This is a genomic window from Dyadobacter soli, from assembly GCF_900101885.1.
GTDB lineage: Bacteria > Bacteroidota > Bacteroidia > Cytophagales > Spirosomataceae > Dyadobacter > Dyadobacter soli.
In genome coordinates, this window is record NZ_FNAN01000005.1 from 175,500 (window position 1) to 196,439 (window position 20,940).

At 50.2% G+C, this 20,940-nt stretch carries 16 protein-coding genes and 1 tRNA gene; 9 read left to right on the forward strand and 8 right to left on the reverse strand.

What is annotated here, in order from left to right:
- Positions 1 to 263: 263 nt before the first annotated feature.
- Complete coding sequence (locus tag BLQ88_RS09185; protein ID WP_090148626.1) at positions 264 to 4,151, forward strand: hybrid sensor histidine kinase/response regulator transcription factor; 3,888 nt, start codon at positions 264 to 266, stop codon at positions 4,149 to 4,151.
- A 227-nt stretch (positions 4,152 to 4,378) separates the two neighbouring features.
- Here BLQ88_RS09185 and BLQ88_RS09190 read toward each other — a convergent pair whose 3' ends face one another.
- The 3 genes from BLQ88_RS09190 to BLQ88_RS09200 form a co-directional block, all read right to left on the reverse strand.
- The gene (locus tag BLQ88_RS09190; RefSeq protein ID WP_090148628.1) at positions 4,379 to 4,807 is read right to left on the reverse strand and encodes a hypothetical protein; all 429 of its coding nucleotides are present in this window, start codon (positions 4,805 to 4,807) and stop codon (positions 4,379 to 4,381) included.
- Between the two features lie 391 nt (positions 4,808 to 5,198).
- A tRNA-Leu gene (locus tag BLQ88_RS09195) sits at positions 5,199 to 5,282 on the reverse strand.
- 114 nt (positions 5,283 to 5,396) lie between these two features.
- Entirely contained in the window at positions 5,397 to 6,641 is a 1,245-nt protein-coding gene (locus BLQ88_RS09200; protein WP_090148629.1) for an ABC transporter permease, read from the reverse strand.
- Between the two features lie 169 nt (positions 6,642 to 6,810).
- Here BLQ88_RS09200 and BLQ88_RS09205 point away from each other — a divergent pair, with 169 nt between their 5' ends.
- From BLQ88_RS09205 to BLQ88_RS09240, 8 genes are all read left to right on the forward strand, one after another.
- Positions 6,811 to 8,097 (forward strand): asparagine synthetase B, encoded by a 1,287-nt coding sequence (locus BLQ88_RS09205; protein WP_229212637.1) that lies wholly within the window; start codon positions 6,811 to 6,813, stop codon positions 8,095 to 8,097.
- A gap of 188 nt (positions 8,098 to 8,285) precedes the next feature.
- On the forward strand, positions 8,286 to 9,530 hold the full coding sequence (locus BLQ88_RS09210) for an efflux RND transporter periplasmic adaptor subunit (protein WP_090148631.1): 1,245 nt from the start codon (positions 8,286 to 8,288) through the stop codon (positions 9,528 to 9,530).
- Entirely contained in the window at positions 9,527 to 10,975 is a 1,449-nt protein-coding gene (locus BLQ88_RS09215) for a TolC family protein (RefSeq protein ID WP_090148633.1), read from the forward strand. Before BLQ88_RS09210 ends, BLQ88_RS09215 begins: the two co-directional genes overlap by 4 nt.
- A gap of 181 nt (positions 10,976 to 11,156) precedes the next feature.
- On the forward strand, positions 11,157 to 11,819 hold the full coding sequence (locus BLQ88_RS09220) for an ABC transporter ATP-binding protein (protein ID WP_090148634.1): 663 nt from the start codon (positions 11,157 to 11,159) through the stop codon (positions 11,817 to 11,819).
- A 165-nt stretch (positions 11,820 to 11,984) separates the two neighbouring features.
- Complete coding sequence (locus BLQ88_RS09225) at positions 11,985 to 13,229, forward strand: ABC transporter permease (protein WP_090148636.1); 1,245 nt, start codon at positions 11,985 to 11,987, stop codon at positions 13,227 to 13,229.
- Positions 13,230 to 13,264: 35 nt separating this feature from the next.
- Positions 13,265 to 14,431 carry an ABC transporter permease gene (locus BLQ88_RS09230; RefSeq protein WP_090148637.1) on the forward strand — a complete coding sequence of 389 codons (1,167 nt, stop codon included), beginning with the start codon at positions 13,265 to 13,267 and terminating at the stop codon, positions 14,429 to 14,431.
- Positions 14,432 to 14,562: 131 nt separating this feature from the next.
- Positions 14,563 to 15,936 (forward strand): sigma-54-dependent transcriptional regulator, encoded by a 1,374-nt coding sequence (locus BLQ88_RS09235; protein ID WP_090148639.1) that lies wholly within the window; start codon positions 14,563 to 14,565, stop codon positions 15,934 to 15,936.
- Entirely contained in the window at positions 15,933 to 17,216 is a 1,284-nt protein-coding gene (locus BLQ88_RS09240) for a sensor histidine kinase (RefSeq protein WP_090148641.1), read from the forward strand. The genes BLQ88_RS09235 and BLQ88_RS09240 overlap by 4 nt, the downstream gene beginning before the upstream one ends.
- A 5-nt stretch (positions 17,217 to 17,221) precedes the next feature.
- Here the strand turns inward: BLQ88_RS09240 and BLQ88_RS09245 are convergent, their stop codons facing one another.
- From BLQ88_RS09245 to BLQ88_RS09265, 5 genes are all read right to left on the reverse strand, one after another.
- Complete coding sequence (locus BLQ88_RS09245) at positions 17,222 to 18,232, reverse strand: phosphotriesterase family protein (RefSeq protein ID WP_090148642.1); 1,011 nt, start codon at positions 18,230 to 18,232, stop codon at positions 17,222 to 17,224.
- Complete coding sequence (locus BLQ88_RS09250; RefSeq protein WP_090148644.1) at positions 18,229 to 18,420, reverse strand: hypothetical protein; 192 nt, start codon at positions 18,418 to 18,420, stop codon at positions 18,229 to 18,231. The genes BLQ88_RS09245 and BLQ88_RS09250 overlap by 4 nt, the downstream gene beginning before the upstream one ends.
- A 2-nt stretch (positions 18,421 to 18,422) precedes the next feature.
- A complete protein-coding gene (locus BLQ88_RS09255) occupies positions 18,423 to 18,947 on the reverse strand; it encodes a hypothetical protein (protein ID WP_090148645.1) in 525 nt (174 codons plus the stop codon).
- 161 nt (positions 18,948 to 19,108) lie between these two features.
- A complete protein-coding gene (locus BLQ88_RS09260) occupies positions 19,109 to 20,308 on the reverse strand; it encodes a site-2 protease family protein (RefSeq protein ID WP_090148647.1) in 1,200 nt (399 codons plus the stop codon).
- Positions 20,298 to 20,933 carry an HAD family hydrolase gene (locus tag BLQ88_RS09265; RefSeq protein WP_090148649.1) on the reverse strand — a complete coding sequence of 212 codons (636 nt, stop codon included), beginning with the start codon at positions 20,931 to 20,933 and terminating at the stop codon, positions 20,298 to 20,300. The genes BLQ88_RS09260 and BLQ88_RS09265 overlap by 11 nt, the downstream gene beginning before the upstream one ends.
- Between the last annotated feature and the right edge of the window lie 7 nt (positions 20,934 to 20,940).

Consider the following 20,940-nt stretch of genomic DNA (forward strand, 5'->3'; position numbering starts at 1 on the left):
GCCCAGTGAATGTGGTGAGTAGGTATGATGTTCAAATACCCAGACCGGGATGAAAGGAAGTGCTGGTTACGATGCTGGTGTCCAGTAGGAGTGTAAGTGAACCTTCTTCATGGGGTTGTTCTAAATCGTTGGATTAATTTAACTCATTTTTGGAAGCTTTGTTTGTCTTTTGCCGGGCAGTGCTCGTTGTTTTGATTATCTGTTCTAGTCATTTTGTTGAGGCTCAGGCCTTCCGGAATTTGGCCGGGCGGGAAGTAGGTTCGATGTCCAATGCCAGAGGGATGGTTCAGGACAAGCAGGGCTTCATGTGGTTTGCCACCTACGCCGGTCTATTCCGGTATGATTCCCACACGCTGAAAAAATACCTGCATAATTCCTCCGACCCACACTCCATTTCGTCCGACATGCTGAATGCCGTCTTCTGCGATTCGAAAGGCGACCTTTGGGTGGGTGGAACGGGTGGACTAGATCGGTACAACCGTGAGACGGACAATTTTACGCACGTCGATCACAACCTGCCCAACACCAATCCCGAAACCAATAACAACATTTATTTCATAGCGGAAGACCGGGATCGCCGGATACTGGTGGGAACGCCTTTCGGCCTGAATAGTATCAAGGTTACAAAAAATGAAATCAAGGTTACCTATATTCTTCACCGTACTTTTGAGGGGCTCGATAAGGATATTTTTTCGGTAAGCCAGACAAGCCAGGGTGATTTCTGGGCGGGAAGCGATAATGGGTTGGTGCATGTACCCGCCAATGGAGATTCTCCACGAATCTTTCGTTTCAATTCAGCCAATAAATCGCCGCTGATCAATGATTTCCGTACCCAGTACCTGGATGAGCGCAATGTAATCTGGTTGGGGCCGAGCTCTGGCGGTATTGTGCATTTCGATATAGCGACCAAGACATTCAAGCCAATGAAAGACTTCGTCGCGCCGGACGGAGGGATACCGGTCGTAAGCTGCATCCTGCCCGATGGCAAGGGTAAACTTTGGATCGCGACGCATTCCGGATTGGCCCTGTTCGACCCTGTGGACGGTAAGGCTATTTGGTACAAAAACCAGCCGGGCAACATATATAGTCTGGCCGATAACCTCATTCAATCCATGTGTGTGGACCGGCAGGGAGGAATATGGCTGGGAACCTACTATTTCGGTGTCAGCAATTTTTACCCGAATGCCCCCCGTTTTCTCCCATGGCCATTTACAGTAAACGGCATCTCCGATGTTCGCTATGCCAATTCATGGATGGGCAACAGCAGGCATGGTAAACTTTGGGTCATCGCGAAGGATCAGAAAAAGTTGCATTTGTTTGACCCGTCGGATATGCAGTCGCGCGCGTTCGATCTGAATCTACGTCCCTCCTCGGACTATTACTATTTTTATATTGACAGGGACAATACGCTCTGGGCTGCCGGAAACACGGTACTGACAAGCGTCAATCTTAATTCCGGGGACTATCACCATTATCCCATTGCGGCCACCGGAAGTTACAAGGAGCTGGAAGATGGCAGGGTACACGATGTTCTGGAAGATTCAGAGAACCGGTTCTGGCTGATAGGTACTTTTGGGGCATTGTTGTTTGACAAACCTACGGGCCGGTTCAAAAAGTACAATTCTGTCACCTACGCCCACAGTATACTGGAAGATTCGAAGCAAAATATCTGGATAGGCGGCGGCGACGAAGCTTTCGTGCTCAAACATGGGGCGGCCGATTTTGAGGAAGTGGCTACCGACAAAAGCAGGGGAGGCGGAAATTTTGCTGCGGTATGGCGACTGGCGGAAGACACCGCAGGTAGAGTATGGGCAGTCACCCGGCAAGGTTTGCAAAGCTTCGATCACGCTTCGGGCAAATTCCGGCTTGATCCGAAAATAGCGCTTTCAAAGATCGAAGATATCCAGATAGACAAATTGGGCTATTTTTGGCTTGCTACCGAGGCCGAACTGACACGTTACCATCCCGACAAAAAGACCCTGCAAACCTACGGCTACCAGGATGGCCTTCCCTTCAACGGGATTTCGCGTCCCGCGTCGAGCGTGAAGAGTACCTCAGGAATTCTATACTTTACGACCAACAAAGGGATTTTTCAGTTCTCGCCCGACCAGGTGATCGCAAGGAGTGGTACTTCGAGGCTGGTGTTTACACAGCTGAGGTTGTTAGACCGGGAGATAAAAGCGGGAGATAACACCGGTTTGCTCGCACGAAATCTTGATCAAACCCGGGAATTGACCATGCGTCATAACCAGAACATCTTCTCAATCAGCTTTGCGCTGCTAAGCTTTCCAAGGTCGGAACGAAACCGGTACGCTTACAGGCTGGAAGGGTTCGACAATACCTGGACCTACACCGGAAACCAATCCGCTACTTATATGAACCTCCCACCAGGTGACTACGTGTTTATGGTGAAAGCTGCGAATGGAGATGGTTATTGGAACAAGGAGCCGCTTCGGTTGAAAATTACCATTCTACCCCCGTGGTGGGCCACCTGGTACGCCTATCTGTGTTACATTCTACTATTCGCCTCCGCGGTTTACGCGGTTACCCGGTTTTTGTGGCTGCGCAGCTCGTTCCGGAAGGAAAATGCGCTGAACCAGGTTAAGCTCGACTTTTTCACCAATGTGTCCCACGAAATCAGGACGCACCTTTCACTGATTTCGGGGCCAATGCAAAAAGCTTTCCAGCATGCATACGATGGTAGAACCGTTGAACATTATTTGGGTTACGCTAAAAACAATTCCGACCGGTTGTTACTATTGATCAATGAGCTGCTCGACTTCCGCAAAATCCAAAGCGGCAGCGTCAGGTTGCAGGTGCAGGAGCACGATGTGACCAAAATGATGAAAAGCGTCATGGCAGCATTCGAGCATACTGCTAAGGAAAAGGGCATCGAAACGGTACTGGTATGCCCGGACACAGCCGTGCTGTTGTGGATGGATATGGCCCAGATGCAGAAGGTATTTTATAACCTGCTTAGCAATGCTTACAAATTCACGCCCGAAGGCGGTAGGGTGGCGGTGCGTATTGTGGAAATTTCCAACGAGGTGAACATTACCGTAGAAGACAATGGCAAAGGCATACAAGAAGCTCATTTACGGAAATTGTTTACCTATTATTATCAGGCAGACTCCGAAAAACCCGGCTATGGGATCGGGCTGGCGCTTTCCAAGAGCATTGTCGAGCAGCACAGTGGCGAGCTTACCGCAGAGAGCCGTCTCGCGACCGAATCCATGCTTGGTTATACAAAACTGACAATCAGGATGCTACGTGAAAACAGGCATTTTTCTCCCGATCAAATTGTTTCGAAAAGGGGCGATTACATTGCCAGCACGTTATCGGAAACGACGGCAATGTTGCCCACCGTGTACGACGGCGTCTTTGCGAAGAAGGCCAATACGATCCTGATCATCGAAGACAACGACCAGTTACGCCTGTTTATCAGGGAGCTTTTTGAAGCGGAATTCAACACGTTGGAAGCTGAAAACGGACTTCGGGGCTTGCAACTTGCAAATGAGCATCTTCCCGACATCGTCCTGTCGGACATTATGATGCCCGATATGAATGGTTTGCAGGTGTGCGGTCACTTGAAAGAGAATATTGCAACTTCACATATACCAGTCGTATTACTGACGGCAAGAGCACAGAATCAGCAAATCATCGAAGGGCTGGCCACGGGAGCGGACGACTATCTAATCAAGCCGTTCGATCCGCGAATTCTCGAATTGAAGATTGGTAATCTAATCCGGCAGCGGGATGATCTTAAAAAACGTTACCAACAGTCGGTCTTGATGGATCAACAAGGGAGTGAGCGTATTGCCCGGGACAAAAACGAGGAATTTATCGGCAAACTCAGCTCATTGGTCAAGAGGAATATTTCCGATCGCGACTTTGGGGTCAATGAACTAGCTATGCAGATTGGCATGAGTGTATCAGCATTGTATAGAAAGTTGAAGTCTCTTACGGGTATGACTATCAATGAGTTCGTTAAAATAATCCGATTTAACGAGGCCAAAAAACTGCTCGATTCGGGAGTTTACAATGTCAGCGAGGTGAGCATTATGATCGGTTTTGAGGACAGCAAGTATTTCAGCACGGAATTCAAAAAGATCTTCGGCAAAACGCCAATCGAGACGAAAAGGGGGAGGTGAGTCTAGCGACCTTGTCAGAATCCTATGATGTTGAGCGCTAATCCCGCGTAAAGCCCCGGCCTGCGGCTTTCGTCCATAAGAAATGTGGTGGCTGCGATGAAAACTCCGGGAATATTACCGCACACATTCAAGGGGTTTTGTATACAGCCAAATAGACGGATGCGATAATCTTCGTCACAAGGAAATGAGGGTTTTTGAGATTCATGGATAAGTAAACAATCTCGTAACTACTCTCGGATGTATTTCTTTGTTAACAGGCGCGGCGCGCAACCTGAAAATACTACTAGCTCATCATTTGTCTGAAAAATGTTCCAAGCAGTAGGGCAAACCGTACAATCTACAGGCCCACATTTCTCGGAAATTTCCCTCGCTGTATCTTTATTTATGACAAACCACTCCCCGTTTACCTGATACGCCTTGGGTGCGCAGCAATTAGGCAAATTCCTAGAATCTAGTATAACACCATCGTGCCTAAAACTGACGTTCGATTCTCCGGGGACAGAAACCCATTCTGGTTTGTCATTCACAATTGTTTCTGTGGCCACATATTTCCAAGTGCCAACAATGCCTTCGATTTCCGGAGCCGGTTTTGGATTATCGCTTTTACAAGCAAAAAAGGCAAACAGGAGTATTGGTGCTAGTACGAGATTTTTCATATTTTGAAGTTTTTAGATAGGATGGGTGTTGATCCGTAATAGTTGGAAACCTTGGAATTCTATTAATCACGGATGTAACGTCCTAAATTTGAACTCTTGGCTTGTCGGTGGCTATCAGCGCATAGCATGTCGAACCGGATATATACTTTGGCTTTGATTTGTATCTGGCTGAAAATCAAATTAATAATATATAATTTCCCCCTTGGTCTTATCCGCCGGCATGAAAACCTGTTTAGTCCCCATAACCGAAGTCGAACCAAAAGAAAGTTTTTGATTTGATCCGTTTTCGGACTGATCCCAAGTTTTTGATATGATCCCCGAAATTCTGAATTGCAATTTTCAGTGATTGTAAATGCAAAAAAGCCCCTCAACTTGCGTTGAAGGGCTTTTGTACCCAGAGCCGGAGTCGAACCGGCACGAGTGTAACCTCATTGGTGTTTGAGACCAACGCGTCTACCGATTCCGCCATCTGGGCATTCTCTTACTTGTTGGGAGTGCAAAAGTAGGCAGAAAAAGAGATTAAGCAAGCCTCTGGTGCAAATTTTCGCAAGATTTTTGTGAGAAAATTCCGGGAGCGTTGCTAACACGCTTATTCATAGCGCAATGCCTCGATAGGGTCCAGGCGCGATGCTTTGATCGCCGGGTAAATGCCCGAGAGCACGCCTACCATCACGCATATTGCAATGCCGACGGCCATCCATAACCATGGTACCACAAAGGTGCTTGTTTCGCTGATAAGACTGGTAATGGAGTTTCCGACGATGATGCCGAGAATCAAGCCGCCGATGCCGCCGAGGATGCAAACGACGATGGCTTCGATCAGGAATTGCATGCGGATCACGCGCGGCGTTGCGCCGAGGGATTTACGGATGCCTATTTCACGGGTCCGTTCGGTAACGGAAACGAGCATGATGTTCATCAATGCAATAGACGCGCCGAGGAGCGTAACGGTGCCGATCACGAAGCCGCCGATGCGGAGGTAACCGCTGACTTCCGCAAAATCTTTCACCATGGCATCTGCCCGGTCGATGGTAAACGAATCTTCTTTGCCAAGTTCGTCGCCACGGATGCGGCGCATCATGCCGCGCGCTTCTTCTACGATTAGGTCGCCATCGGCAACATTGGGAGCCGAGGCGGTGATATTGTAGGTAAGTGTGCGGTTGGCGGCGAGGCCGCGGCCGTTTTCGAGGGGAATGAGAATGAGCCGGTCGGAGTTGTTGTCACCTCCCAGCGAGCCCTTTTTATCGAGCACACCTATCACTTTATACCGGCTGCCCATGAATGTAATTTCTTTATTGATCGGGTCGCCGCGCTCGAAAAGCTTGCGCGCAATTTCCTGACCCAAAACTGCAACATTCAGCGATTTTTCGAGGTCATTCTTGTCGAGATTCCGGCCCAGGGCGATTTTGTAGCCGTTAATGCCCAGGTACTGGTCGTCCGAACCGACGACATTGCTGTTCGGGTTGGTTTTGTTGCTCCGGTAGTTGACCTGCACTGCACCGGCAATATTGGCCGAAAGGGAAGCGGTAGCCTGGTAGGTGGCTTTGAATTTGTCGGCGAATGCTTTGGCCTGGCGGTAGGTAATGGTCGTGTATTGTTTGCTCCGGCGGCCGCCGCTGCGGAACTCGTCGTCGTCGTGGTTGCGGACGGTGAAAGTATTGGCGCCAAGGTCGGCGAAGCTGCTGTTGACGGAGCCCTGAATGCCGTCAATGGCCGTGAGAATGCCCACGAGAGAGGTAATGCCGATGGCGATGATCATGGCCGTCAGCACGGTGCGCAGGAGGTTACTTTGGATCGAACGCAGGCCTTCTTCGATGTTTTCGCGTATAATCATGGCATTTAATGCTGGCGCACCAGAAACAGGGTTTGGTCGTTAGTAATGAAGTCCGAATGATGTCCCCGGAGAGTCCGAACGTATAAAACCGGTATAGGTTTTGTGGTAGATTTCGGAACGTGACGGTTTCTTTATTATATTTAATCTTTACCTGAATGTAAAACTGCGCATGAAAGTCGAAAGAATCAAACCAGTGATACGCCTCTATATCCCGCTCGTCATTTTTTTGATCGGCTCGCTGAACGCGATGGCAAACCGCCTGCTGATCCCGATGGACGAGTCGCAAAAGAACCATTTGAAGGCTTACGGCATATCTTACTGGATACTGAAAAATTATGAAATGGAAATGGACTGGCTCCTCAATTACCGGGGCGGCAGTTTCATGGTGGCTTATAACCAGCAGTTTGCATCGGAAATGACGGTTCGCGGCGTGAGCTTCGAGGTGATTTCGGAAGGGCAGGCCGGGCAGATACTGAACCAGATCAGCGCGCCGGACGTGAACATGGATGCCGTGAAACTGCAAAAAGCACCCCGCATTGCGGTGTATTCTCCCAAATCCAAACTACCCTGGGATGATGCGGTGACGCTGGTGCTAACCTATGCAGAGATTCCTTACGACGTCGTGTACGACGATGAAGTTTTGAATAACAAGCTGCCTGAATACGATTGGCTGCATTTGCACCATGAAGATTTTACCGGTCAGTTTGGTAAATTTTTCCAATACAAAGATTATCCCTGGTACCGCGAGCAGAAAAAGGAAGCAGAGGAAACGGCTACCAAGTTCAGCTTTAATAATGTGCCGCAAATGAAGCTGGCGGTCGCTAAACGGATCTCCGAGTTCGTGACCGGGGGCGGTTATATGTTTGCGATGTGCAATGCGACGGATACATTCGACATTGCGCTTGCCGCCGACGGCGTGGATATCGTGGATGCGATGTATGACGGAACGCCCGCCGACCCTTCCGCGAACGGAAAGCTGAATTACAGCAATTCATTTGCATTCCAGGATTTCAAAACGATCCCGTATCCTTACGAAATCGAATTTTCGGATATTGATAACCAGCCCGACGAGCGGGGTGTGATCGAGTCGAACGACTTTTTCTCGCTCTTCCAGTTTTCGGCCAAATGGGACCCGGTACCGAGCATGCTCACGCAAAATCACCAGACCATTATCAAAGGTTTTCTGGGCCAAACCACTGCATTCAAAAACCGGTTGATCAAACCCGAGGTAATCATTCTCGCGGAGAATAAAAATGCCAAGGAGGCGCGTTACATTCACAGCACGCACGGCAAAGGCTTCTTCACATTCTACGGCGGCCACGATCCCGAGGACTACCAGCACCGGGTAGGCGAGGAGCCCACCGATTTGAACCTGCATCCCAACTCGGCAGGCTACCGTTTGATCCTGAATAACATCCTTTTCCCCGCAGCAAAAAAGAAAAAGCTGAAAACCTGACGAAAAGTTAACAGCGTAAGAAAAGCGTTTGAAATCACACCGACCGTGCGTTATCGCACGGTTTTTTGTTTTTGTATTTTAATGTAATGTATTGATTATCATTGTGTTAAACATTGGCACGGATTTCGGATAAATGAAGGTGTATTAGCCATGAATTTTTCCACTTGAAAACCTCCAATCAAACCCACATGGATCGGGAAATTGCACCGGAATATGTCAAGCAAACGCGTAACCGTCGATGGGTGCTCATCGGCGCCGTGGCAATAGGGCTGGCAGTCCTGTTTTACTTTTTCAAAGAATCACTTTCCAGCACGCTCGAAAGTGCCCGAATTCGCACCGGCACCGTAGAGACCGGCGATGTCGAAAACACGCTTACCGCCTCGGGCGAAATTATTCCCGCTTACGAGCAGATCTTCACGAGCCCGATCCGCGCGAGTATCAAGCGCATTCTCCTCACGCCCGGTACCCGCGTGCAGCCGGGCCAGCCTATCGTGGAGCTGGATAAGTCACTGACCGAAATCGAATTTGAACGCTACAAGGACCAGCTAGAACTGAAAAAGAACGGTATCGATCAGCTTCGGATGAAGTTGAACAAGGATTTGTACGATGCCGAGATTAATGACAAGATCAAATCTTTGAATATCAATAAGCTAAAAGCAGATTTTGAAGATGCCAAACGGCTCCAAAAAGTAGGCGGCGGGACCGTCGAGGACATTACCCGTGCCGAGAATGCATTGAAAATCGCCGAACTCGAAAAGGGGCAGCTCGAAAACGACCTGAAATATAACCGCGAATCGATGGGGGCGAGCCTGCGGGAGACCGAACTCGGTGCGCAGATCGAAGGTAAAAATTTGCAGGAATTGCAGCATAAACTTAAAATGGCCGACATCGTGGCCGATCGCCCAGGCGTGCTTACGTGGGTGAACGAGAATATCGGTTCGTCGGTAAATGAGGGCGAAATGCTGGCCAAAGTAGCTGATCTGGGCAGTTTTCGCGTGGAAGGAAGTTGTTCCGATGTGTATGCCGAACAGGTGAAAGCCGGGCTGGGTGCTATCATCAAAATCAATGAGACGCAGCTCCGGGGCGTGATAACGCAGGTGAAACCCGCCGTGAAAGATGGCGTGATCGGTTTCACGATCCAGCTTGAAAATGCCCGGAATGAGTCGCTGAGGCCAAATATGAAGGTGGAAGTGTATGTAGTGACGAGCAAAAGTGCCAAAACTTTGCGCGTTGCAAACGGCCCGGCGTTTAACGGCAAGCGCAGCCAGTATGTGTATGTGCTTGAAAACAATGTGGCCCGCAGGCGACAGGTCGAAACCGGGCTTTCCAATTTCGATTATGTCGAGATAAAAAGCGGTCTGAAAGCGGGGGAGAAGGTGATCCTGACCAATATGAATGAGTACGAACATCTGGAAGAGCTAACCATTCAATGATTATGAAACAGCTTTTCCTCTGGATTTTTGTAATGCTTTCCGGCACCGTTTTCGCGCAAACACGCAAGCTGACGCTCGAAGAAGTGGTGCAGCAATCAAAGGAGCAATCCATCGCCTCCAAACAGGCTGTGACGCAAAAAAAGACCAATTATTGGCAGTTTCGTTCGTTCCAGGCCGATTACAAACCGCAACTGAGCCTTCTCGGCACGGTACCTGGTTTTACGCGGTCCTACATCGAGGTCGAACAGCCCGACGGTACCGTTTCATTCCAGCCGGTTTCAAAGAACAACTCCATTCTCAGCTTGTCGCTCAGCCAGAACATTGCCATGACCGGCGGTACCGTTTACGTGCAGCAGCAAATGCAGCGGTTCGACGATTTTCAGCGCGATGTGACGCGCTATAATGGCATTCCGTTTGAAATAGGTATTAAACAGCCGCTGTTCCAGTTCAATCCCCTCAAATGGGATCGCAAGATTTCGCCGCTGAAATACCAGGAGGGTAACCAGCAATACATTCAGTCGATGGAGCAGGTGGCGCTGGATGCCAGCAGTTACTATTTCGACCTGCTGGTGGCGCAGGTTAATTTGCAGATCGCCGAGAAGAACCGGAGCAACAATGACACGCTCTTCAAGATCGCCAGGCACAAGCTGGAATTAGGTAAAATATCTCAAAACGACCTCTTGCAGCTGCAAATGGGATTGCTTACTGCGCAAAAAGACCTTGCTTCCGCCCAGCAGTCGGCAGCGGTAGCATCGCTCAAACTGAAAATGTACATGGGCACACGCGATGAGCGCGAACTGGAACTGGCCATTCCGGCGGAAGCCGGTGAATTCGCGATCAATCCTCAAATCGCCCTCGACGAGGCATTTGCGAACCGCTCAGCCTCGGTGGCATTCCGGCGAAGGCTCCTCGAAGCCGAACGCGATGTGGAGAATGCCCGGCGTACCAACGGCCTCAATGCAACGCTGAATGCGACATTCGGCCTGTCCAACCAGGGTAATCTCCCGCGCGACGTGTATGTGAGCCCGCAGGACCGCGAGTTTGTAGAACTGCAACTGACATTGCCCATTCTCACCTGGGGCCGCAACAAAGCGCAAACGGAAGTCGCCCGCGCCGCACGGGAATTCGCGCAGCAGTCGGTGGAGCAGGATAAGCTTACCTTTGAACAGGAAATTTTCACCCAGGTGACCCTTTTACAAATGCTCCAAAAGCAGGTAAAACTCACGCAGGTAGCCGACGGCATTGCCGCCGACCGTTACCAGATCGCCAAAGAGCGTTTCATCCTGAGCGACCTCAGCGTAACCGACCTCGGCATCGCCACCCAGGAAAAAGACATCGCCCGCCGCGACTACATCCTCGCATTACGCGATTACTGGCAGGCGTATTACAGCCTGCGGCTGCTGACGCTGTTTGACTTTGAGCTGGGGAGGAAGATCGCATATTGACCGCCGACGGCCGACCGCTGACCGCCGATCGCGATCATAGTGTTGATTTTTAATTAAGTGATTAAAGAACAAAGAAAAGACAGGACCAGACACGATTCCCTAATGTAACAGACAACTTGTCGGCGGTCGGTGGTCGGCCGTCGGCGGTCAATAAACAAAAAACATCCAACATACCCGTGCCATGATCAAACTCCAAAACGTAGAAAAAGTGTACCGTACCAGCTCGATCGAGACGCTGGCTTTGAACAACATCAATATCGATGTGAAGAAAGGCGAGTTCGTTTCGATCATGGGGCCTTCGGGTTGCGGGAAGAGTACATTGCTTAACATTATCGGGCTGCTCGATGCGCCTTCGAAGGGCCAGATCGAGATCGATGGCTCGCCGGTGAAGCGTTATACCGACAAACACCTGGCCGAATTGCGCAACCGCAAGCTGGGCTTCATTTTTCAGAGCTTTCATCTGATAAATGATCTATCGGTGATAGATAACGTCGAAATTCCGCTGCTTTACAGGAATTCGTCGGCAAAGGAACGCCGCGAGCTGGCGCAGGAAGCATTGGAAAAAGTAGGACTGAGCAACCGGATGAAGCATTTTCCCAAACAACTTTCCGGCGGTCAGAAGCAGCGCGTCGCCATTGCGCGTGCGATCGTAGGCAAGCCCGAAATCATCCTCGCCGACGAACCCACCGGTAACCTCGACAGCGCCATGGGCAACGAAATCCTCGGCATTCTCCAAAAACTGAACACCGACGGTGCCACCATCGTAATGGTCACCCACGACGAAGCCATGGCGAAAAAGACGGACCGGCTCATCAGGCTGTTTGATGGGACGCAGGTGAGTTAGGGCCTCCGGCCCGACGGCCGACCACCGACCGCTGACCGCCGATCGGTGGTTCTGATCGTGTTTTTTATCCCAAATTAACCCAAAGTCGACGCTAACAAGCAAGTAATCGGCGGTCCGCGGTCGGCCGTCGGCGGTCAACAACCCAACTGCTCAAACCCCAGCCCCATGCTAACCAACTACATCAAAATCGCCTGGAAGGTATTGCTGCGGCATCCTTTCTATACATTCATCACGCTGTTCGGCATTACGCTTACGCTGACTGTGCTGATGGTGGTTACTTCTTTTCTTGACCACCTTTTCGGGCCGCATTATCCCGAGGTCAAGCGTGGTCGGTCGCTGTACATTGCGACTGTGATACAGACCGATTCTGCGAGTACCACCATGTCGTCGGGCCCGGCTTCGTTCGACTTTTTGACGAAGTATGCCAAGTCGCTCAAATCGGCTGAACGCGTGGCGATCATGAGCAATTTCAGCTTTTCGAACGCCTATGCAAATGGCAAGCGGATCAAGTTGAACACAAAATACACTGATGTCGATTTCTGGTCCGTGGCCGATTTCGAATTTCTCGAAGGCAAGCCTTACGACGAAACAAACGTCCGCAATGCCGACCACGTGGCGGTTATTACGGATGCATTGCGCGAACAATATTTTGGAAATGACGCGGCGCCTGTGGTGGGTAAAACCATTGATATAGAGAATATTAACTTCCGGGTGATCGGGGTTGTGAAAGGCAGTCCTCCAACGAGGCTTTATACCTATTCGGATGTTTATTTTCCCTATACAGCGCCCAAGAGCAATTACCAGGAAAAGGGAATGCGCGGCCGCTTCGTAGCCATAGTGGTAGCCAAAAGCGCGGCCGAACGGAAGGATGTGCAAGCGGAATTCGATAGCCACGTTGCCCGCATTCCAAAAGCAGAGTATTCGGAAGATAAACGATTTAATATGTTGATAGTCAAAGCGGATACTTATTTTGACCATTTTATAAATATGTTCACACGTAGTGACAAAGACCGCGTTGCACTCTACGGGATCGTAGGGCTCGTATTGCTGATGATCATGGGACTGCCGGCCGTGAACCTGGTCAATGTGAACGTGAGCCGCATTCTCGAACGTGCGTCGGAGATCGGCGTGAGAAAGGCGTTCGGAGCACCGTCGAAAGCGCTTTTGTGGCAGTTTATCATTGAAAATGTGTTCATTACCTTCATCGGGGGGGCATTTGCCCTGTTGCTAACGTTGGTGGTGATCCATTTCATCAATTCCAGCGGCTGGATCGCCTATGCCGACCTGACGATCAACCTGCCCGTTTTCGCGATCAGCATACTGGTATGCCTCGTGTTCGGGTTATTGTCGGGCGTGTTACCGGCTTTCAGGATGTCGCGGCTAAAAATAGCGGAAGCGCTGAAAGTGTAATCATTCACACATTCTCTCATTCAAAATTAATTGCCATGTTACGACATCTTTTTAAATTGATTTGGAATAAAAAAGGCACGCATTCCCTGCTGATCATCGAGGTGTGGGCCGCATTTATGGTACTTTTCGGCGTGTTGACGCTCATCGTTTTCAACCTGCGCAACTATTTGCAGCCCATCGGATTTCAGTATGAGCAGGTTTGGAACCTCGAACTGTCGTCCAACCAGGACACGACCGAACTCGCCCCGAAATTGCAGCGCGCCATTCAGCGCGTGCGGTCGTACCCACAAGTGACGGCCGCGAGCCGCATGAGCAGCAATACGCCCTTTTCGGCAAACCAGATAGGCAATTCGATCACTTACAACAAGGTCGATGTAGGCGGTGACTTTTATTATACCGACGGCGAACTGGCCAAAGTGCTAGACATACCACTCAAAAAAGGCCGTTGGTACGCCGAAAGCGACCGGGTTGGTAAATATGTCCCGATCGTGATCAACCAGGTAATGGAAAGCAAGCTGTTTCAGAACGAGTCCGGCTTGAATAAGGTGGTCAAACGCGATGAAAAGACCTCCTATAAAATTGTGGGCATCGTCGACAAGTTCAAGGCGAAAGGGCTGTTTATGTCGGATACACCCGGTCTTTTTCAGATACTGGACAAAGACGATCGCTGGAATTCGAATATATTAATCAAAACTAAACCCGGCACAGACGCAAACTTCGAAGCAAAGCTTGTGAAAGATATGGCCATGATGCTGCCGGGCTGGGGTGTAGAAGTGGGGTATCTCAAAGATTCACGTAAAAATCGTGAAAATCTGACGCTCGTGCCCGTGCTGATATTCCTGATAGTGAGCGGGTTTCTGCTGACAAATGTGGCATTGGGACTGTTCGGAGTGCTTAACCTGAACATTGCCAAACGCAAAGGCGAGATAGGCCTGCGCCGTGCCATGGGTGCCACGGAATCGGGTGTTACCAGTCAGTTTCTTGGTGAAATATGGGTTCTTGCTACATTCAGCCTGGTCATAGGCCTTATTTTCGCAGTCCAGTTTCCGCTCATGAACGTTTTTGACCTGGATCGGGAAATTTACATCATCGCTATTTTGGCCGCCGTTGCCGTAATTTATATCATTGTAACACTATGCGCCTGGTTCCCCAGCAAACAAGCCGCCGCGATACATCCGGCTGTGGCGTTGCATGAGGAATGACGTTGACCGCCGACGACTGATCGCCGATCGCCGTTCGCGTGATGCGGTCAATCGGGCCGCGACAATCAAGCAATCGGCGGTTGGCCGTCAGCCGTCGGCGGTCAAAAAAACATCGCTCACAACCAAGTACCATGCTCCTAATCGTAGACGACGACATCGCCATTCGCACTTCGCTATTGCTTCTTTTGAAAAAGGAGGGCTTCGAGGTGCGTGGGGCGGGGTCGCCGGAAGAAACTTTTGAAATACTGAAAGTGGTGACGCCCGAGCTGATATTGCTCGACCTTAATTTTTCGATCGAAACGTCGGGGAAGGAGGGAATGCAGTTGTTGCAGCGGATCAAGAAACACAATGCGGCCATCCCGGTGATCCTCATCACAGGCTGGGGGACGATCGACCTGGCTGTGCGTGGGATGAAAGAAGGCGCCGCGGATTTCGTGACCAAGCCCTGGCAGAACGATTACCTCATCCAGTCGATCCGCACGATCCTCAACCTGGCTAAACCTGCCCAGCAGGCGGGAAGCCGGCGGAAACTGGACCAGCAATACCATTTTGAAAACATAGTGGGCGAAGACCCGAAACTGCTCGACATCCTCGAAACCATCGGTCGCGTGGCACCTACGGACGCGCCCGTGCTCATTACGGGCGAGAGCGGTACGGGCAAGGAGCTCATCGCCGAGGCGATCCATTTGAACAGCCGAAGGAAAGTACGCCCGTTCGTGAAAGTGAACCTGGGCGGCATCTCTTCGACATTGTTCGAAAGCGAGCTGTTCGGACACGTGCGGGGCGCATTCACCGACGCCAAAACCGACCGCATGGGCCGTTTCGAAATGGCGCACCGCGGGACGATCTTCCTCGACGAAATCGGGGAGCTGGATCTTTCCAGCCAGGTAAAGCTCCTGCGCGTATTACAGGAGCGCACGTTCGAGCCGCTGGGAAGCAGCAAGAGCCGGACGGTGGATGTGCGGGTGATTTGTGCTACCAACCGTAATCTCGAAGAAATGGTGGCGCAAGGCACATTCCGCGAAGACCTGTATTACCGTATTAACCTCATTACGGTCAAACTCCCCGCATTGCGCGAGCGGCCGGACGATATTCCGCTGCTATCGGCGTTTTTTGCGGATAACCTGAAAACCATTTATAACCGGCCGGAGCTGAAAATCGGCAATGCGGCATTGAAATGGCTGAAAACGCTCCCGTTACAGGGCAATATCCGCCAGCTCAAAAACCTGGTGGAAAGGACGGTCCTGCTCGCAGGCAACAATTTGCTCGATATCGATGATTTTCAGCGGAATCTCAATGCGGGTAATGCTGCATCCTCGCAAAAGCACGTGCCGGAAGTAGGCAGCGTCACCCTGGAAGAAATGGAGTACCAGATGATCGTCCGGGCGATGCAGCACCATCAGAACAAAGTGAGCAAGGTGGCCCGCTCGCTCGGGATCACACGCTTTGCATTGTACAGGCGGTTGGAAAAATTTGGCATATCCTTTGATTCGGAAGAGGTATGAGGTTATCCACGAAGACGAAATACATTGCCTACATTACCATCGTGCACCTGGTGCTGGTGTTGCTGGTTTATAAGCTGCTATTTGAGAATAAGGCCTTGTTCATTGCCTCGGAAGTGTTTTTGTTGCTATCGGCGGGTATGTCTATCGTTCTCTACAACAATTTTATGCAACCTATCCAATTTGTGAAGTCCGGAATCGAAGCTATCAAGGACAAAGACTTTTCGATCAAGTTCGTTCCGACGGGCAAAGGGGAAGTCGATGTACTGATTGAGGTCTATAACCTGATGATCGATCAGCTGCGCGAGGAGCGTATCAAGCTGAACGAGCAGCACTTCTTTTTGGAAAAACTCATTGAAGCCTCGCCCATTTCCATCATCATTCTCGACTACGACGACCGCATCGAATCGTTGAACAGCAAGGCGAAAAGCCAGTTTGAGCAGGATGGTACACTGATAGGCAAAAAGCCGGAGGAAACCAATCTGCCGCTACTGATCGAGCTGGCCGGCATTCTCGACGGCGAATCGAGGATGATCAAGACCAACGGCATCGCGACGTTCAAAGCGCAGCGCTCTCATTTCATGGACCGCGGCTTCCGGCGCTCGTTTCTGATGATTGAAGAATTGACCAACGAAATCCTCGAATCGGAGAAGAATGCATATGGTAAGGTGATCCGGATGATGGCGCATGAAGTGAACAATACCCTGGGCGCTACCGATTCGATATTGCAAACTACCACACATTTGCTGCCTGACAGCGATTACCGCGATATCAAGGACGCATTGCACGTCGCCTCGGAACGCAATCACCAGCTTACGCGCTTCATGCGCAACTTCGCGGACGTCGTGCGCCTGCCTGCGCCTATGCCCGAGCGTTCGGATATGGGAATGCTTACGCGCGATGTGGCCGTGTTTATGCAGAATGCGGCATCAGTCCTGAATGTAAAGGTGGTGAGTGAATCGGAAGAAAACGTGTTCTGGAACGTCGATAAGGGGCAAATGGAGCAGGTGCTGATCAACGTGATCAAGAATGCCGTGGAGGCTTGCGAAAGCGGGCAGGAGGTACGGATAATCACTACTGTCGACCGCCTGGTAATCCGTAACAATGGCAAACCCATCGATCCCGAAGTGAGTACCAAACTTTTCAATCCATTTTTCAGCACCAAACGCGATGGTCAGGGCATCGGCCTCACCTTAACCCGCGAAATCCTCGGGAGCCACGGCTTCGATTTTGCATTGGAAACAGGGCCCGATGGCTGGACGGAATTCCGGATCAGCAAATAGGGGCATTAACCTTTGCGAATGCTTATCGCGAATGCCTTGGCTGGGTTCGCGACCATTAATGTGCGGATGTCGGCTTCTGTAAGACCTTGCGCTTTTAATGCGGGAACAAGCTTGTTGGAGATCGTCGTGAAGCCACGAAACTCGCCGCCATCCGGCTCTCCGGGACGGTACCAGCCCGCATCGTGCGAAATCAGCACCTGGCCGAGGCGGCCCTTGTTTTTCAGGAATGTAATCCAATCGACGTGCTTGCTGATATTATCTGCATTCACCCCATCCAGGCTAATCCAGCAACCGCTCCGGCCCACACTTTCCAGTTCCTCTGCGCTCCCGTTCGCATGTACCCACACGAATGCGGAAGGATGCACACCCGATGTTTTCAGTATTTCAATTTCCTCCCGTGCAGGTAACGCAGGCCCCGTGTGCGAGCAAATGGTAAGGCCTGTTTTCAAATGCGTAATCGCCGCGGCCCAGATCAATTTTTGATGAAGCTCGGACAATGCACCGCTGTTGACGCCGGTTTTGATAAATCCGGGCCGGATGCCGGTACCTTCAACGCCCTTTTCAAACTCCGCAATCCATCGGCTTGCGAGCTGTTCGGCAGTTTCGGTGAATGCCCATTTGGGTAAATACTTATTGTCGGAAGCACCATAATACCCGGTATTGGTGAGGATATTGAGGCCTGATCGTTCTGAAAGCTTTTTCAGCAAACTAACATCCCTGCCGATGAATGCCGGCGTACATTCTACCAGCGTCCGAATGCCGCGTTGTTTGATTTCCAGTAAGTAGGGCAGGACTTTCGCGATAACCTCATCATGCTTCCAGCGGTCAGGCGAAATCTTCTCCGCCCCGATGAAATCGACCAGTACATGCTCGTGGATTAATGTCGTACCGAGTTTCGAAACGGGGATTTTGCCTTGAACGGAATAGGTGTAAGGCGGATCAGCGGGCTCGATAGCTGCTATGAATGGAGCTGCACCCCATGTTGCCAGGAATTGCCTGCGAGAGATTTGATTCATTTCGAATCGTTGTTTTCGAAACTCTTTTGGTCCATACCTGAGGTTTTGGACAAGTCCATCCGTGCATTGTTCCAAAAAACAAACAATGCCTCATTATCAAGCATCATTTGTCTCAACCGGTCCATCGGTGATTTCGCTAACCAGATTTGCAATTGAAGTTGCTTGATATGTTCGGGAGTGTCAGTCATGGTTAAAAAAGATCAAATGTGTTTAGGTTTAATTTACCTGCCCAATCGTTAATATAATGCCAATCCAGTTCGTCTATTTGCATAAGATTCCGGATGTCATCCATTTGAATGGCGGATTGGAGAGATTGAATCCAAATCAGCTTGGATAATAGCAAATCTTCCGGGCTAACCACGAATATTGTTTTACCGAAATAGTCAATCGCTTTTCTACGATCAAATTCCGTTTGTCTGTACACTTCGTTTTTAAGAACTACAAAATCAGCCTTGTATCCGGAGGCGTGGTCAATAATATTGAACATACCCGGATTCCTAACAGCTTCCTTTATGGACTCTTCATGGCAATAATAGCCTACCTGAAAGTGAGCGGTAAATCTAGCAACGTCCTGAGGAGTCAGGTGTATGATAAAATCGAAATCTCTTGTCGCTCTTGGAACAACGTACAGACTCATCGCGACGCTTCCCGAAAGCATGTAAGGAATATTTAGGCTACTAAGAACACCGATAATTTTATCAAAGAATTGAAGCATGCTCTACTGATCGTTATTACCAGCGTAGAATCATGTTTCATATAAGAAACATACCAACAGATTAAAGAAAGATGTCCTTGATAATCTGGTCAAATCCTACACATTTCGAGCACTAATGTAGGATTTATGCTTCATATATAAACATACGAAGTGATTGGGAACTACTCAATCACAATAAACGGCATAGGGCTGAACGAGATCACGAAGATGATGAATGCGACGATGCCCAGGATCATCCGTCGTGAGTCGAGTGGAGTGTTGTCTTCGGTTTCTGGGTGGCGAATGCCGAGGAAGCGGCCGAGGATTAATACGAACGGCAGCAAATTGACAGAGCCGTCCCAATCCGGGCGGACGTAGGTCACGGCGAACTGGCCGACGACGATCAGCAGGCTGATCATCAAGGCTGTCGATGGATTATCGAATGCCCTTTTGAAACAGATATAAAGGAAATAAATGTAAATCCCGAGGTACAATAGCCGCTCGTAAAATTCCGCATCGCTGCCCGTCGCGAATGACTCCGTGCGAAAAACGCCAAGGCCTGCGTAGAATGTGAAAATGCCGAACAGGACCGGCGCAACGATATCAAAGCGCTTCTTGCCGATCATGCCATACAGAATGTGCCCGCCGTCGAGCTGGCCGATCGGGATGAGGTTCAGCGAGGTGAAGAACAATGCCAGATATCCTGCAAAAAGGTAGGGATAGTGTATGATCTCATATGCGTGCGGAAGGCGCGCGGGATCGGCCACGTAGTTTTTAAAAAGCCAAAACAGGATATTATCGCCAAGGATCAGGTTCCCGGCCGGGTTTTCGTACGCGAATTGGGGATAGTTGAGACCAAACCGCTCGTACTCAGGATGTATCTTGAAAATGTAATCCGGTGGCGGCAAATGGGTGAAACCGTACCAAAGCACTACCAATGCAGCCACAAAACCCGCCAGCGGCCCCGCAATGCCGATGTCAAAGAATTTTATACGCGATTTTACAACCTCTTTAATTCGGATAAACGCACCGAGCGTTCCGATACTTTGCGAAATGCCAAACCATAACGGAATGTAAAACGGCAGGGTAACCTTCACTTTATGCGCCTTCGCGACAAAGTAATGCCCGAATTCGTGGATCGTCAGGATCAGCAGAAAGGGAATCGAAAAATGGAAGCCTTGTACAAATTCCGCCCAGCCCATAGGTTTGGTGGGAACGGGTACTTCCTTGCCGTCGGGTTTGCCGATCAGGAAAAAGATCATGTCGTACACAAAACCGAATATGTTCCCGAACATCCATTCCGCACCGGCCATCGTCGTGGTGATGATGGTGATGATAAAAAGTGCTGCCTGGATGATGTGGGTTCGTGTGTTAGACTGCATAGTCTTTGAGGTATTCCAGAATTGTGACCGGCTTTTGGACGTGGATGGTTTCGATGCCGAGCTCCGCGGCGGCGCGGATGTTATCCGCATTGTCGTCGAGGAAAAGCGTTTCTTCCGCTTTCAGGCCGGCCTGGTCGAGCACTTGCTGGTAAATGCGGGTATCGGGCTTCATCAGGCCCATTTCGTAGGATAGGAAAACGATTTCGAAGAGATCTTCGAGCTTTTCAACGCCCGTCGATGCTTTCAATATCTTGTTGACCTGTGTAATGTGGATCGAACTGGTGTTGCTGAGCATGAATATGCGGTATTGCGTCGCGAGCTTTTTGAGCAGCTCCACGCGCTCGGGCGGGAGGTCGAGCAATAGGCTGTTCCATGCGGTGTCGATCGCTTCGTCCGACAGATCAGGAAAACTCAAAATCTCGCGCACGTAGTTCCGGAATGTGGGTTCGTCCATTATCCCGGTTTCAAACTGGCGGAAAATTTCGCTCTCTTTGAAAATAGTGAGTATCTCGGTCTGTTCCCGCCCGCTCAGATCGGCGAATGATTTGGAAGCAATAGGTACATCGATGTTGAGAATGACGTCACCGAGGTCAAAAATGATATTCCTGATCTTGTCGTTTTTCATGGAAATG